The organism is Nocardiopsis sp. JB363 (genome assembly GCF_900143625.1).
Lineage (GTDB): Bacteria > Actinomycetota > Actinomycetes > Streptosporangiales > Streptosporangiaceae > Nocardiopsis.
Window position 1 is genome coordinate 1 of the sequence record NZ_FRFF01000137.1, and the last position, 13,628, is coordinate 13,628.

General features: G+C 68.0%; 17 protein-coding genes. 8 read left to right on the forward strand and 9 right to left on the reverse strand.

What is annotated here, in order from left to right; genetic code table 11:
• Nucleotides 1-239: 239 nt before the first annotated feature.
• Nucleotides 240-464 (reverse strand): hypothetical protein, encoded by a 225-nt coding sequence (locus tag BQ8420_RS22305; RefSeq protein WP_087101119.1) that lies wholly within the window; start codon nucleotides 462-464, stop codon nucleotides 240-242.
• 626 nt (nucleotides 465-1,090) lie between these two features.
• Here BQ8420_RS22305 and BQ8420_RS32035 point away from each other — a divergent pair.
• A complete protein-coding gene (locus tag BQ8420_RS32035) occupies nucleotides 1,091-1,240 on the forward strand; it encodes a hypothetical protein (protein WP_160049389.1) in 150 nt (49 codons plus the stop codon).
• Between the two features lie 125 nt (nucleotides 1,241-1,365).
• Here the strand turns inward: BQ8420_RS32035 and BQ8420_RS22310 are convergent, their stop codons facing one another.
• The gene (locus BQ8420_RS22310) at nucleotides 1,366-1,956 is read right to left on the reverse strand and encodes a hypothetical protein (protein WP_087101120.1); all 591 of its coding nucleotides are present in this window, start codon (nucleotides 1,954-1,956) and stop codon (nucleotides 1,366-1,368) included.
• Nucleotides 1,957-2,134: 178 nt separating this feature from the next.
• Nucleotides 2,135-2,449 carry a hypothetical protein gene (locus BQ8420_RS22315; RefSeq protein ID WP_087101121.1) on the reverse strand — a complete coding sequence of 105 codons (315 nt, stop codon included), beginning with the start codon at nucleotides 2,447-2,449 and terminating at the stop codon, nucleotides 2,135-2,137.
• A gap of 499 nt (nucleotides 2,450-2,948) precedes the next feature.
• On the opposite strand from BQ8420_RS22315, the gene BQ8420_RS22320 reads away from it, so the two are divergent.
• The 3 genes from BQ8420_RS22320 (at nucleotide 2,949) to BQ8420_RS32430 (ending at nucleotide 5,372) form a co-directional block, all read left to right on the forward strand.
• Nucleotides 2,949-3,827 (forward strand): hypothetical protein, encoded by an 879-nt coding sequence (locus BQ8420_RS22320; RefSeq protein ID WP_143847480.1) that lies wholly within the window; start codon nucleotides 2,949-2,951, stop codon nucleotides 3,825-3,827.
• A 130-nt stretch (nucleotides 3,828-3,957) separates the two neighbouring features.
• Nucleotides 3,958-4,329 carry a hypothetical protein gene (locus tag BQ8420_RS22325; protein ID WP_087101123.1) on the forward strand — a complete coding sequence of 124 codons (372 nt, stop codon included), beginning with the start codon at nucleotides 3,958-3,960 and terminating at the stop codon, nucleotides 4,327-4,329.
• Nucleotides 4,326-5,372: a hypothetical protein gene (locus BQ8420_RS32430; protein WP_200816051.1), complete on the forward strand. Its 1,047-nt coding sequence runs from the start codon at nucleotides 4,326-4,328 to the stop codon at nucleotides 5,370-5,372. The genes BQ8420_RS22325 and BQ8420_RS32430 overlap by 4 nt, the downstream gene beginning before the upstream one ends.
• Nucleotides 5,373-6,722: 1,350 nt before the next feature.
• Here the strand turns inward: BQ8420_RS32430 and BQ8420_RS31555 are convergent.
• Nucleotides 6,723-7,067, reverse strand: a complete 345-nt coding sequence (locus tag BQ8420_RS31555; RefSeq protein WP_143847482.1) for a hypothetical protein — start codon at nucleotides 7,065-7,067, stop codon at nucleotides 6,723-6,725.
• On the opposite strand from BQ8420_RS31555, the gene BQ8420_RS31560 reads away from it, so the two are divergent.
• Nucleotides 7,059-7,271, forward strand: coding sequence for a hypothetical protein (locus BQ8420_RS31560; RefSeq protein ID WP_143847484.1), 213 nt, complete (start codon nucleotides 7,059-7,061; stop codon nucleotides 7,269-7,271). The two genes, BQ8420_RS31555 and BQ8420_RS31560, sit on opposite strands and share 9 nt — an antisense overlap.
• A gap of 160 nt (nucleotides 7,272-7,431) precedes the next feature.
• Here the strand turns inward: BQ8420_RS31560 and BQ8420_RS32040 are convergent, their stop codons facing one another.
• The 5 genes from BQ8420_RS32040 to BQ8420_RS22355 all read right to left on the reverse strand — a co-directional run bounded on the left by BQ8420_RS32040 (nucleotide 7,432) and on the right by BQ8420_RS22355 (nucleotide 11,061).
• Nucleotides 7,432-7,575, reverse strand: coding sequence for a hypothetical protein (locus tag BQ8420_RS32040; RefSeq protein WP_160049392.1), 144 nt, complete (start codon nucleotides 7,573-7,575; stop codon nucleotides 7,432-7,434).
• A gap of 142 nt (nucleotides 7,576-7,717) precedes the next feature.
• Nucleotides 7,718-7,987 (reverse strand): hypothetical protein, encoded by a 270-nt coding sequence (locus BQ8420_RS22340; RefSeq protein ID WP_087101125.1) that lies wholly within the window; start codon nucleotides 7,985-7,987, stop codon nucleotides 7,718-7,720.
• Between the two features lie 224 nt (nucleotides 7,988-8,211).
• Nucleotides 8,212-9,171, reverse strand: coding sequence for a hypothetical protein (locus BQ8420_RS22345; protein ID WP_087101126.1), 960 nt, complete (start codon nucleotides 9,169-9,171; stop codon nucleotides 8,212-8,214).
• Nucleotides 9,168-10,538, reverse strand: a complete 1,371-nt coding sequence (locus BQ8420_RS22350; RefSeq protein ID WP_087101127.1) for a hypothetical protein — start codon at nucleotides 10,536-10,538, stop codon at nucleotides 9,168-9,170. Before BQ8420_RS22350 ends, BQ8420_RS22345 begins: the two co-directional genes overlap by 4 nt.
• Before the next feature lie 196 nt (nucleotides 10,539-10,734).
• Nucleotides 10,735-11,061: a hypothetical protein gene (locus tag BQ8420_RS22355; RefSeq protein WP_143847486.1), complete on the reverse strand. Its 327-nt coding sequence runs from the start codon at nucleotides 11,059-11,061 to the stop codon at nucleotides 10,735-10,737.
• A gap of 114 nt (nucleotides 11,062-11,175) precedes the next feature.
• On the opposite strand from BQ8420_RS22355, the gene BQ8420_RS22360 reads away from it, so the two are divergent.
• From BQ8420_RS22360 to BQ8420_RS22370, 3 genes are all read left to right on the forward strand, one after another.
• On the forward strand, nucleotides 11,176-12,174 hold the full coding sequence (locus BQ8420_RS22360) for a hypothetical protein (RefSeq protein WP_087101129.1): 999 nt from the start codon (nucleotides 11,176-11,178) through the stop codon (nucleotides 12,172-12,174).
• A gap of 185 nt (nucleotides 12,175-12,359) precedes the next feature.
• A complete protein-coding gene (locus tag BQ8420_RS22365; protein ID WP_143847488.1) occupies nucleotides 12,360-12,590 on the forward strand; it encodes a hypothetical protein in 231 nt (76 codons plus the stop codon).
• Nucleotides 12,591-12,750: 160 nt separating this feature from the next.
• On the forward strand, nucleotides 12,751-13,628 hold an 878-nt coding region (locus BQ8420_RS22370; protein WP_143847490.1), incomplete at its 3' end, for a hypothetical protein.

A 13,628-nucleotide genomic window follows, 5' to 3' on the forward strand; every position in this document is an offset into this window, starting at 1 on the left:
GGTTGACGGGGTGGAGCGCCGGGGGCGGCCGAGCGGCCGCGCCCCGGCGCGGGTGGGGTTCAGCCCCAGGAGATGGGGTGGCCGTGGGCGTGCGCCCAGTCGGCGACGTCGATCAGTTCGATAAGCCGGAGGCAGGTGTGTGGGGTCGGCGCTGCGCGCGATCTGACACAGCACGGCCTGGAACTGGGTCTCGTGGTCAACCTTTACGTCGTAGATCGATACAGGTACCGTGGGGCGGGTTACGTGATCACTTCGGTGACCTGGCTGCCCGCGACCTTCCAGGTTGTGCGCAGGTACTCAGCGAAGGTCTCGTCGGTGACCATCGCCCCTGTTCCCGCTCCGTCCTCGGCGAATATGAAGCCGCCGTGGGTGATGTCGGAGACGATCTGGCCGGTCCTCACCGAGGTCCCATACGGGGTCGTGCGGGTGATGCGCACCCGGTCCCCGCGCGCCAGCTCAACCATCACCGCTCACCGGCCATCTCCAGCTCGCTGGCGCGGTGGGCGTCGGCCAGGGTTTTGCGCTGCGCGGTGGGGGTGTTCTGTGTGGTGTGCATGGCGAAGCGATCCTTTCGTGTGGTTTTGTCTGCGGGTCTGAGCACGTCTGTCGATCCGCTCGGCTGGGAAACACCAGCCGAGCGTCTCGCTAAGCTCCTCCCTGCGGCCAACTAACGCGACGAGCGTTGGCATCCGCCATGCCGAACAGGGGCTATGGAATCCAGAAACGTCATGCACAGGAGTTGCATATCAGGAGTGGTCGCCCCTCACGGTCGGTGGTGGCCTCCTCCCAGAAATCGGCCAGTGCCCGAGTGCGGGCTTCGTCCTCGTCGTGGCCATGCATGAGGCTGACGCATCCACTCTCAGCGGTGTGGTCGGAGGAGGCGCAGCCCTCTGCATCGGGACCATCACAGTCACATTCCAGTAGGTAGCAGGGGTACGGCAGCTGCACCGGGGTGTACGTCGGAGCCCAGTAGCGACCGTGGGAGGCGGCACTCTCCTGGGTGGGGAAGTGATTCACGACCTCGGTCACCCGGGATTGGATGTAGTGATGGCCCGCAGCGTCTTGCAAGATCCAGCATTGAGTGCGGTTCATGGTTTTGCCTTTGATCAGCTGGTTGGGTGGTGATCTGGGTGTGCAGGGAATTCTGGAGGAATTCCAGGGTGGCGACAGCGTGGGCCACCGCCTCGCCGGCTTCCTCGTCGGCACGCAGACCGGCCAGGGTGGCCCGGTCTGCGGCTAGGTGCCAGGCGATGTGACGGCGAGCCTGGGAAAGCAAGAGTCCCGGTCACGGAGCCAACGCTCCGTGACCGGGACTCTCAGGTGTGCTCAGCGGATTCGCACCGGGCAGCGGCAGGGCCGATCGACTCAGTACGGAAGCTCGTTGATCATGGCGTTGCCCTGGGCCTGCGCGACCCGAGCGGGCACGGCCATCGGCTGACCGACGGCGGGCTGCGGCTGGGTCTGAGCGGGCACCGCGACAGGAGTCTGCTGGACGGTCTGCACAGGTTGGGCACCCACGGGCTGTGGCTGCTGCGGAGCAGCGACCGGGGCCGGCTGCGCGGGGGCCTGGTTCTGGGAGGCCTTGGTCTGGGCACGGGCATCGCGGGTGGACTTCGGTTCGACGAACCAGATGTCGTCGACAACGACCTTCGGACCGGCGTAGACCATCTGACCGGTCTTTTTGTCGCGGTACGAGCCGTCCTCGAGGTGGTAGGAGATGTTGACGATGTCGCCTTCGCGCATTGCGGCGAAGGGAGTCCTGTTCGCATCGGTGGTCTCGCGGATATAGGTCTCGAAGGGGACCTTCTGCGAGCCCCAGTCGCCGTCGCGGGACTTGAAGTTGTTGTCCATGTAGCCGCTGAACTTGACGTTCTTCGAGCCGTTGGGGTTGCTGAAGGCGACGGGGGCGGCGGCGAGACGAACGGTGGCGTGGCCGGAGTTGTTGGGGTTGGTCATGTCGATCTCCTTGTGTGAGCTACTGTGCGAGGCCCAGCTCTCGGGCCCCGCACAGCGGTCGGTCGTGCTGTTGATCCCTTCCAATGCCCCTTGCGAATCGACTTCGTCGATCGAGAGGTCTCAACTTTCGAGAGAGCTTCCGGATCAGCTGCGCTGATCGGCTCTTCTCGTCCCCTCCTCAGTCCAAGAGCACCCGGACCTCGTAGGCGGTGGAGCTGAAGGGTCCGACGACCCGCCGGCCGACGATCTCGACCAACCCTTGCTGTTCCAGGGACTCGGCCAGGCCCGCGCGATCCGACCAGTCCTTGATGAATACGCAGCCCTCGGCCGGCAGCAGGCCGTCATTGGCGAGGTTGATCGACAGGGGCTCGGGGCCCTCGTCGGTCTCGAGCACGAGCCTGGAGTGCTCGGCGTCGTGAATGAGCGTTCCGGTCACCTTGGTGCCGAAGGGGAAGGTGATGGTGGTGTCCTCGCGGACTGCTGTGGTCGTCATGAGCGGTGGTCTCCGTTCCTTCAGGACGTGGTGGGCATGTGCGATCGAGAGGTCTTCGATCCGCAGGGGTTGAGCACATCCACGAGGTGAACAAGTGGCGCGGACGCGGCAGCGATGCGGACCGGAGGCAGTCGGTACGCCATTGATCGGGATGTTGACGGGCAGCTAGTGGACCCTGGGTGCTTTCAGCAGCGGTTTGGTCCGAACGTGCAGTGATCCTCCCGGGTCGACTCCGTCGACCCCTCCCCCACACCCCGTGACCAGGGTAGGGAGTCCGTCCCCTGTTCAGCAGGCGCATAGAACCTCTCGTCATGGACTCCGAGGCGGCTGCGCCGCCTGGTGCCCCTCGCGCTGTGGCCGCCGGTGCTTGTGGAGCCGATCAAGGACAAACACCTTCTATTGATCTATCACCTCCACAATGAATAAATGATTGCATAACATGTTCTTGAAGCCCAGTGGAGACGACACCGTCGACGATTGGGTCGATGGAGGATGGACGATGAGGATGGGATCACGGATCTGGAGAACGGCCGCTGCGCCGCTGGCGGTGCTCGTGGCCGCAGGGCTGGGCCTGGCAGACTGCGGCAGCGAGGCGAAGAAGACAGCGAGCCCGCCGCCGAAGACGACTGCGGCCCCGGTGACCGACGAAGAGCTGGGCGAGACCCTCGGCGCGCTGGTCGGCCACGGCCAGCCGTCGAACTCCGACGAGGGAGTCTGCTTCGCCGAAGCCGTCAAGGACTCAGGCGTGTCCGAGGCCGGTCAGGCCTTCATCGTCGAGATCGACGGTGACGACCTCGCCGCTGTGGCGAAGGATCTGCGAGCAAAAAAGCTGGGTGACGACGCCGAGGCGCTGCTGTCGAAGGACATGCGCGCCAGCTTCGACGTCTGCGTCGACGACCGGTCTCCTGACGTAGAGAAGGAGGCTCCGGACTACGCGGCCCCCGAGACGCCGAAACCCGCCCAGCAGGACAAGCCGGACCTGCATCCCAAGTACGAGGTCGATGAGCAGGTCGACATCCGCTCATCGACCGAGCTGGCCGACGGCGTGGTCTCGATGTTCTCCTCCTTCGCCCTGAACGACGAACAGAGGACCATGTACTCCGAGTCCGGCGAGTGCATGGCCGAGGCGGTCTTCACGTCGGGACTGAGCCAGGAGTCCTTGCGCTTCATCGCCGGCGGTGCGCCGATCGGCACCGGCTCGATCGTCGAGCACCTGGCCAACGACGAGGACCAGGAGATCTGGCGCTCCGACGCCGTCCGAACCGCGTTGGTCGGCTGCTCCGAGGCCGATGGCGAGGCGGAGCCGTCGAGTGCTCCCGGCGGAGCGGGCAGCGGCCAACGCTCGAGCAGCATGGGCGGATCAAGCTCAGGAGGCTGATCGGTCTCGCGGATTCGCCGTCCCTGTCGTTGAACGAGGAAAGGGTCTCCGCCGCCCCGGCCGGGGGCCGAGGGAGTCGCCGGGGTGCGAGCGGCGGAATGGGCACCGATTGTTGAGGGAGGAACACGTGATGATTACCCAGGACCGTGGGCGCGCCGCCGGGGCTGAGGCGGGGCGGAACGGCGGGCGAGAGCGCGTCGGGATCAGGCTGAGCTCGACAGACAGGGAGCGGGCGGCCTATTGGGCCGACAAACGTGGCTACCCCTCAGTCAATGAGTACATGGCTACTGCCGTGATCGAGAAGATCCGTAGAGAGAACGGCGACTTCGACGTCCCCGACCTCCTCACGGCCAGGATGAATCAGCTCATCGATGAGAACAAGGCGCTGTCGACGAACGTGGCCAACCTCGAGCGCGTGATCACCAGCGGCCTGGACAGCCTCATCGGTCTGACCAGGGGCGAGAACTACTTGTCGGACCAGTACGAGGACGGCGAGCTGTGAGCGGGGGCGGAGAGTTCGACGACGCCCTGACGCCGACGGTGACGAGCGAGGCGATGGATGTCGACACCTCGTTCCTCGACGCCTACCGCTCTGGCGGGACCGAGGGCCTGACCCGGTACCGCCGCGAGGCCGAGGCGGCCGACTCCTTGGAGACCTCACAGGCGGTGGCCGACAAGCTCGACGACTTCGAGGGCCGCCTCGGCGGGTCCTTCGCCCAGCGCGGCGGGGCGTCGACGAGCGCCCCCGCGACCCCTGGCTCCGAGGTGGACACCGCAACTACTCCTGAGCCCGAAGCGTTCCAGGCCGGCGAGGCGGTCGAGCCTAAGCACGAGGCGTCGGGCCCGGTTAGCGCTCACGACAAGCAGATCGACGAGGACGCTCACCGGGTTCAGGCCCTTGAGCACACCGATCACCAGGAGGCCGTCCAGTCTGCAGCGGTCCGCGGCGGCGAGGAGTCGACTAGCGAGGGCGAGTTGCCGACCACGGCGTTCAGGGTCACCGACGTGGTCAGCCAGCCGACGGTGCGCGCCCTGCCCGAGGCGGTGATGACCGGCCTGCGCGAGCAGCTGCGGGCCGCCGCGGTGCGCGAGGCGGGCGTGTCCGACGACCAGGCGCAGGCCTTCGCCAAGCGCCTGTCCCAGGCCAGCCTCATCATCGCGTTCCTGCTTGCCCACCTCGACCTGGATATCGGGGTCGACGCCGCCACCACACGCGCCGCCGAGCTCTTCCGCTCGCGGGACCCGCTGCTGGGCCGAGTGACCAGCCGTCTCGAGACTCTTATCGCCGCCGAGGCCGCCCGCGGCGATCAACTGGCCCAGGTGCGCGAGGAGCTGCACGAGGTGCGCACAACGGCTGACGTTCTCGAGCAGGTGCTCGCCTACTCCGTGGCCGACCGGACCGAGCACCTGGCCCGGGGCACGGCCGGCGTCGGTGACCTCGACCTGCGCCACGGCAGCGTAATCCGGCTGCGCGACCGGGCCCGTGAGGCGACGAGGAAGCAGCACCGGGTCGAGGCCGACCGCGACGGGCGGCGGCCGAAATGAGCGCCCGGTGCACGGCCGAGTACGGGGAAATGACCGAAGGCCAGATCCCACCAGGTCAGGTTCATACCGGCCGTGTCGACGCTGGCTTGTGCTGCGGCAGCTGCGGAGGCGTGCTCAGGACCGGTGCCCGAGGGCAAGTCCTGGACCCAGTACAGGGTCTGCTGGCGGCGGCGTTTCTGTAGGTGCCCGGATAGATCGCCGGGTCGTGGCGCTTCATCATGCGCCCTAGCCGGCGCTGGTCGGTCAGGTCGCCGATCCCAGGCCACGGCCACCGCTCTCTTCGCCAAACGCGAGGCACTCTAGACGCCCAGAAGCCCGCTCTACTTCCTCGGGGGTGGGCTTCGTCATGCGCGCACCCACGCCAGAGGTTACCTTCCGATCATGGAATTCAACCCGATCGACGTCGGCGACATCGCCGCGGTGTTCGCACTCCTCGTCGCAGGATGGGCCGCAGTCCACGCCCGCGGTTCCCGGAGGGCGTCAGATAAGTCCGCTGGCCATGCGGAGACTTCTGCGAAAGCTGCCACGGAATCAGCCCAACAGTCCAGGCGATCCGCAGACGCAGCAGAAGAACAAACCAGCCTCAGCAAGGAGCAGGATGAGCGCTACGACCCGATGTGGGAGGTAGAGAAAGCGCTCGGAGGGAACCACTCCATGCTGGCCCGAGCGGCGGTCAACCGGACCGGGGAGACCGCATACGGGGTGACTGTCTCAGGTGAGGGGGTCACGCCACCGGAGGAACCTACCGATGTTCTCAACGGCTCAGCCTTGGGGTTCGGCTACAGGCCACCGAGGGGACGTCCCAGGGGAGGTGAGGTGGTTGTTCGGTGGCGCCGCCCCGACTACCGAGGCTCGACTGAGCAGGTCTGGCGCGGAGACCCGCTTCAGATGTAGCACGAAGGTCCGCACGAACTGGTGCGGGTTTGCGCTGTTGTGGTCAGGCCACCCGGCCCTTGGGGAGCTGGGTGTCGCAGGCCAGGTAGAGCCATGCCGCGGGTTCGGGCGGGCCCAGGGCAGCGCCGAGGGTCTTCACCGGGACTGCGCGAGTGCGCGCACACCCGGGGGCGGCTGTCGGTGCTTCGTCCCGGTCACTGTGACCACTGCGTCGGGCAGTTGGGGTTCGAGCAGTACTCCAGCCCTGGCTGGTATTCGACCGTGTTGCCGAAGTCGCTCGAGCGGATCCACTCGACCGTGTGCTGGGCGCCGCATGTCTCGTAGAAAGGCAGGTGCTGTTCGACTCGCGGCGCTGTTCAGGGGTGGCGTGCTGCGGTCCGTGGGCGCTCATCGCTTCTCCGTCTGTGCGTGGGCCGACCTACTCGCTGGTGGGTCGGCCCGTGGCCATCGGTCTTGTCACTCGTCTGGATAGCCCAGCTCGTTCATGGCCTTGTCGAGACGCTGCATCCTGCGTCCGCTCGCGCCGTGCGCGATCAGCCAGCTTTTGATCGCACCGCGGTCGGTGAACCCGGCCCTGCGGATGCTGTCCAGGGACTGGTGGGCGATCTGATTTCCGAGCCTGTCTCCCCAGGCGTTGTTCTTGTGGAACTCCAGCCGCTCCAGTTCCTTGGCCACTGGCTCGGGGAACTCTTTCGCGGGCTCGTCCGGGGTCAGGATGTTCTGGGCCTGGGTTGCCACGGCCCAGCCACGGATTGACAGGTGCAGACCTTCGATCACGGCGATGGGGCGAGAGTGCGCCATCCGTGTGGCGTACTCCAGGGCGGGACTGTCGGGTTTGTACACCAGTGCTGGGCCGCGGCCGAACAGGTCAAGGGCGACCAGGCCGCACCCGTCCGCACACTGCTGAGCCAACACATCAGCGCCGACGCCGGATTCCGCTCGGCCGTGGCCGACCTGGTCCACCCGGCGCTGCTCCGACTCCAGTTCCAAGACGAAGAGGACTGATCGGGCCCACCCCGGTGTGGGTGGGGAGCACACGCTAACCCCCGGGTGGGCTCCCGGGGGTCGAGAGTGCGTTTCGATCCTCACCCCGCAAGGGGGCACCATGTGGGGACCACAGTAGCGGGAGGAGGTGACACTCGGCCGCCCCTCCCCTGGCGTGGGGCTATCCCCTGATGACCAGGCCAGCGGTGGCACCGGACAGCACTGCGAGCACCACGAAGGTCGCCCCCCACAGCGCTCCCATGGCGGCAACCACCAACTCGGAGCGGTGCTCGAAGGCGTTGTCAAGCTTGGCCAGTACGTTCATCTCTTCCCTCCCAGCGACAGGACCGCCCTGTCAACGTAGACAGCCCCGAGGGGGCCGTTGAAGAGGTCGCGGGCCACGACGGGCTCAGGGTAGCGAATCGTCTGGCCGGCGCGCAGGGGTTCCCGAATACTGGCCAGACCGCCTACTCGGTGACGGTCACGCGATACCGGTGCGGGTGGTCCTTGTGAACCCAGTCCACGTCACACCGCTCCCGCTCCCCCACGGACACCTCACCAGTTGGAAGCTTTCCCGCCTGCTGGAAACGGACCACCGCGTCAGTGATGGTGTCGCCATCCTGGTAGGCGACCTCGTCCACGAACGAATCCGCGCCGTCCGTGAACCCCCACCGGGGAACGGGGTTGTCCCAGTCGACCTCTTGGCCGTTGGACGCGATAATCTCGAAGGTGCTCACGGATTCCTCCTGTTGAGTTTGTGCGGCCGGGGAACGTAGACAGCGCCTGAGCACCGTTGAAGGGGTGACCACAGGGTTGTGGTGGTGACGCTTCCGGGCGGGTCCGACACCCGCCCGGAAGGGCTGTGCAAGGACCTGCGGGCATGGAGGCACAGGAGCTGGCCACCGCGGGGGCCGTGGCGGCCTCAACCTGGTGGCGTGGGCGAACCCAGCCCTTCGGGCCCCTACGGGGCACGGCGATCTCTGGGCCGCTCCCCCCACAGGTCCACGCACTCATGCTCCGCCGCTCGCTGCCCGAGCCGGATGAGCCGGTTCAGCAAGGCGCAGTCGGGCGCATGGCGGCTCTGCGCCGCCAGCCACCTCTGGCTGGCACCCGAGGCCGCCGCGGTGGCAATGGCCCCCTGGCGCAACCCCAGCGCGGTGCCGCGCCCGCTCAGCCCGGCGTCGACGGCGATGGCGTTCAACCGCGCTGCGATCTGGGATGAGCTCATCGGCTGAGCCGTCAGTATGTCGGTGTGGCCGCGCTGTGGCGCGGCGCGCAACCACACAGGGCCGCGCAGGAGTCGGACCTCCTCGCGTAGCTCCAGGTAGGTGGTGAGCGCGCGCACCGGGCAGTGGGCGAGGTCGGCGCGGTAGGCCATCACCGCCAGCTGCCCGGTGACCGCGACCTCCAGCCCTTCGGGATGGGGGTACAGGTGTCCCATGTCCAGGGCCTGGAGATAGGTGGGGATGGCCATGAGTTCCCAGCACGCCAGCACCAGAGCACGGTCGCGCTGGCCCTGAACTGTGGTGGCTGGGCAGGTGTGGACCAGGGACAGCATCTGGGCGTAGGAGACAACACCGGGAGCGTGCATCTGCGGCACCGGCCGGTCCGTTCCTGCAGTCGCGGGGAGGAGCGGGTCGGCCGAGCGCAAGGCCCGGTCGCGCAAGGGTAGCTGCGCGGGTCGATACTTGATCCGGGTGCGCTCCAGCTCCCTGAGTAGGCGGGCCAGCCGTCGGTGACGGCCGGGGACGGGCAGCACCCACACCTGGTTGGTGTGGTCCCACCACCCGTCGTGGCGGCGGCGCAGCCACTCGTGCTCGGGGCCGGCCTCCACCCACAGTCGGCTCGCGTCCGCGAGCAGACGCTGCACGGTCTGGTCATCGGAGCGGTTGCTCCAGGAGGTGCTCCGCGCGGCCCTCACACAACCTCCCGGTCCTGACAGGGCGCCGCACCGTGGTCCACATACGGAAGGTGTGGCACCAGCGGCCCCAGAGACTTGGCTCCCACGTGCCGCAGGGCCGCGCGGGCGGTGAAGACCCCGCGCTGGGTGGCGCGGGCCCAGGTGCCCCGGACCGGGCCGGGATCCAGCTCCACCCCGACCATGGGGCCGCGGCCGGCATCACGGACCACGTGGACGCGATAGCCCGGGCCCCGCAGCAGCACCGTGATCTCCTGGCAGGTCAAGGGGGTGTCCCACAGTGGCCACACCATCGCCGTGTTCAGGAAGGACCCCGCCGCGGCCAGGCCGGGCAACTCGTGCCAGAGCGTGGCCGGCCCTGCGGTGTCGGGGCGCTGGGCGACCTCGGTCAGGGCAAGGGCTTGGGTCGCCAACCAGGTGGGGCCGGGCACCCCACGGCTGTAGGCCTGGCCGTCGCCGGACTCGACGGCGTCCACCGGCGCACTGGAGTCCAGGTTCTCCCCCGTGCACCCGATCACTCGGCGCCACCCGGTCAGCGCCTCCCCTACGAGGGTGGCGGGATCCTCCTCCATCAGACGCAGGGGGAACTCGAAGAAGGTGCGGATGCTCTGCCGACCCCGGGGTGCCAGGAAGGGTGAGAGGGCAACGCGGCCCGAGGAGTCGGGGGCGCTCAGGTTGACCAGCCGCTCCAGCCACCGCACCCCGGCCGGGCCGCTGTGGGTGCCTACCTGCGCGGCCAGAGCGTTGCTGTGCGCCACCGGTACCCGTAGGGGGTCGCCGCCGCTCTGGCCCGCCTCGCGTGGTGGTGGGAAGCGGTCCACACCCCAGATGACCCCGTCCTGGGCGAGCATCGTGTGGACGCAGTCGACCAAGTCGGCCGCGATCCCCTCCACGCTCGCCCCCGGCGCGGTGATCAGGGCCTGCCCGCCCTGGCGGGACCAGGACAGCCGCGGCTGCGCGCTTGCTAGGGGGCGGCTCGCCTCCAGCAGGACCACGACGCCGAGCGCGGCCAGGAACGGCAGGGGCTGGGTTCCGCACAGCGCGGGCAGCGCCACCGTGTCCGCCTCACGCGGCGGTGCGGCGACAGGGTGGATCCGCACGTGGTAACGGACCCGAGGGTGGCGGCGGCTGACGTAGGTGCCAGGCTCGGCCAGAGGCACCTCACCGGTCAGGGGCTCAGCGAACGCTTCAGCGAACCCGGGGTCGAGGGCTCCTTGGTGTTGGAAGGCCCTTACGGCGTCGAGGATGTCCGCCTCGGCGCGGTAGGGGGTGTACGCGCGGATGGCGTGGTCGGCATCGACCAACGCCCAGACCGCCTCACGCACCAGCGGTACCGGGCCCAGCACCAGCACACTCAACCGCTTGTCCACGGTCTCTCCCTGCCTTCCACATCGATGTCCAGACACGGCCGGCCACCCCTTTGTGCGGGGTGAGCGGCCGGGGGTGAATCAACGTGGACAGCGAACCCGACAGGGTGCCGTAGAAGGTGGCGCTGATGCGAGTGTAGGGCCCACCGCGCCGTAGTTGAAAACACCGCGAAGCTCAGCGCGGGTTTGCCTCCCAGACTCAGTCGGCCGCCAACCGACACGAGGTCGAAGCGGGCTGAGCCCTTCCAGTGAAAGTTCTCTCGGGTGTCCTGGAAGTCTTGCTGGTCTTGGACTTCGCTTCCCCAGGGGGTGCGGTGTGGTCGGCTCCGTGAATGGACCTGTGCAGGATTCGGGCGTCGGCAAAGTAGCTGACCAGCTCCTCATCGGGAAGGTGGTGCTCGACCTCGGTGAGGATCGTCTCCGCGTCGACTTCCCCTTCCGCGTGTGCGATGGCTCGGCGAAGTAGGGCTTGCGCCTCTTGGAGTTGTTCCTCCCGGTGGGCGACGCGGTTGGCGGCAGCGCGCATGTGCCCGATCTCGAATAGGTGGTTCGCCAGGCGGTGAGCGAGAGCGCACACCAACCTACGAACACATAGAGCTACCATGTGCAACTGAGGGTAAATTTTGGATTGGTGGGGTGCATGGGCAAGCGCAGGACCAGGGCCAACAAGAAGCGCGCGCAGCGCAACCGTGCGCGGCGCAACCGTGCGCGGCGCTTGCCCCCCGCGGCCCCCACACCGCTGGTTGTCCAACAACCGCCGGTTGACCGCGAGGATTTCGCCATCGACTACCGGCTTCCCACCCCCACGAACCGCTCCGAGCTGGTCCCCCACCTGCCCCTACCCCCACATCAGGTGCTCCGGGACCCCGGCGACGGTCGGGAATGGTCCCTGGCCTCGCCTCCCGCACGCCTGTACCTGGAAGCCGACTCCGAGCACCGCCAAGGCCTGGGGCGGTGGCCGTTTCGCCTGCGCTACACCAATGGTCCCTCAGAGGCGCGATCCGACACGCCAGGCTGGACCTGTCTGTCACTGATTGGCCAGCAAACCGACCTGACCACCCTCGACGTGGCCGAAGCTTTCGCCGAACTGGATCAGGAGGGTCGTCTGGTGTGGGATTCGGCCACCCACACCTACCTGCTGTGCCGACCGCCGCTCTATCGGGCCTGGGACCAGGTCCGCGCCCACCATCCTGAGCTGGATTCTGTACGGATCGAGCTCCTGCCGACGAACACACAGCGACGCCGGTGTTCCGTTCTGTGGCGCACCGGCGGTCACCACGAAGTACCGCTGACCCTGGTCCTGCCGCCGCAGCGCTTGGGCAGTGCACACTCGGTGCTGCAAACCCTGCTCCACCAGGGCGCTCACCTCCTGGCCCGCCACCGGGGTATCCGGGAGGTCGTGCCGGGGCGAGGTTATGCCCACACGCCCGCGTTCGCCGCCCTGGCCGAGGAGCTAGGGTTGGACGCCCGGTGTCACAGCAGTTGGTTCTCGCCCAGGGAATCGCAAGAACCGCTGCTGGCCCGTACCGTGAAGCGGTACGCTGGCCTGCTGGCCGAACTGGACCACGCCGTACACGCGCACCAGATCCATGAGCACGACCCTGATGGGGCCGAGGAGCCCCGCGCTCTTCTTCTCTGAGGGGTGGGTTGCCGGCGCCAACGGGTGTCGTCACGCCGATGCGGGCCGTCCACGTTGACGTACTTCCAGGTTGCCCGCTCTATCGCAGGCGCCCTTGGCTTTCCGTGGACAGCGTCACCAGCAGGAGGAGAACTCGACGGAAGGCCTTGGTCAAGGCCGGGCTCAGCTCCAGCGTTGATGTGTCCTTGACCAGGATCGACGCGCCGTGTGAGGCCCGTGTGATCATCGCGGCCGACCCCGAAGAAATCCCCGACTACTCCGCCCTGCCCAGCAGGGTTCGAGCCGCGCTCCGCGACTTCCACATCACCCTGGACCTTCCACAGGGCGAGCACGACGAGATCACCGACAACCTGATCGACGAACTCCTACTCGACGGTGAGCCAGTTCGCCTGGCCAGGCTCAAGCCGCAGACCTGACCCTCAGAACGCTGAGCGCATCCTGAGTGACTGATACGGAGCACAAGACGGGACGAACCGCCCGGAAGGCCCTAAAGCTGTGAGGTCAACTGACTCGTGGGTGCGATATGGGCCATGCTGGAGTGCCCACCACACCCCGCCCCACCGCCAGGAGACCTCGTTGTCGTCCGCTGCGCCCGCTCCGTCCCGTCTCCGATCACTGTGGCGGTGCGGCTCCTCTGGGCAGGCGTGTGAGCTGTCCACCCCGGTCCTTCTGAGGTGGGTCAACCGCAACCGCACGGGCCCGTCTGCGGTACGCGATCTCTCCCACGCCGACCGGTACCAGCTCACCTCCCGCTCCCACGCCCTGGTGGTGCCCCACACCGCCTCCGACGGCACTCGTTCCCTATCCCTGACCACCCGCACCGAACGCGACGACGGCCAGTGGACCACCACCGTGGCCCTGGCGCAGACCCCGACCCAGGGATGGGCACACCTGACGGTGGAGCACACCCCAGCCGACCCGTCCGCCCAACTGCTCCTGCCGCAGGCCGCCCGGGACCTCATGGGCGCCCTGAAGGCGACCGACGGGCACACCCCGCTCCCGCTCCGTCCGGTGCACCATCACGACCACACCCAACAACGCGCCCTGGCCGACGCACTGACCGACCCCTCGCGCCTGCTGCCTCTGGTCCTGGCCACGGTCCCCGAGCCGGCCCCGGCCTGGGGGTGGCGACTGTCCGAAGGGCTGGCTCGAGCGTTGATGGGCCTGGCCGCCGTGCACGTAATGGACTCCCCCACCCGCGCCCAGATCCAACCCCTGCTTCCGGCCGGGACCACGCTCAGACCCGGGCGGCTCCTGGTCCTGGCCCCGGGCCCGCAACGGGCCCAGGAGTTCGAGGCCGACGCACCCGACGTAGGTGAGCGGGTGCTGGCCGCTGTAGCCCGCCACGCCGCTCAGGCGCCCCCACCCGCCCCGGTGGCACAGGTGTTGGACGTCCTGGCCCAGCGCACCGCCGAACTGGAGACCACCCCCAGGGCTGCGCCGCGGGTCTACTC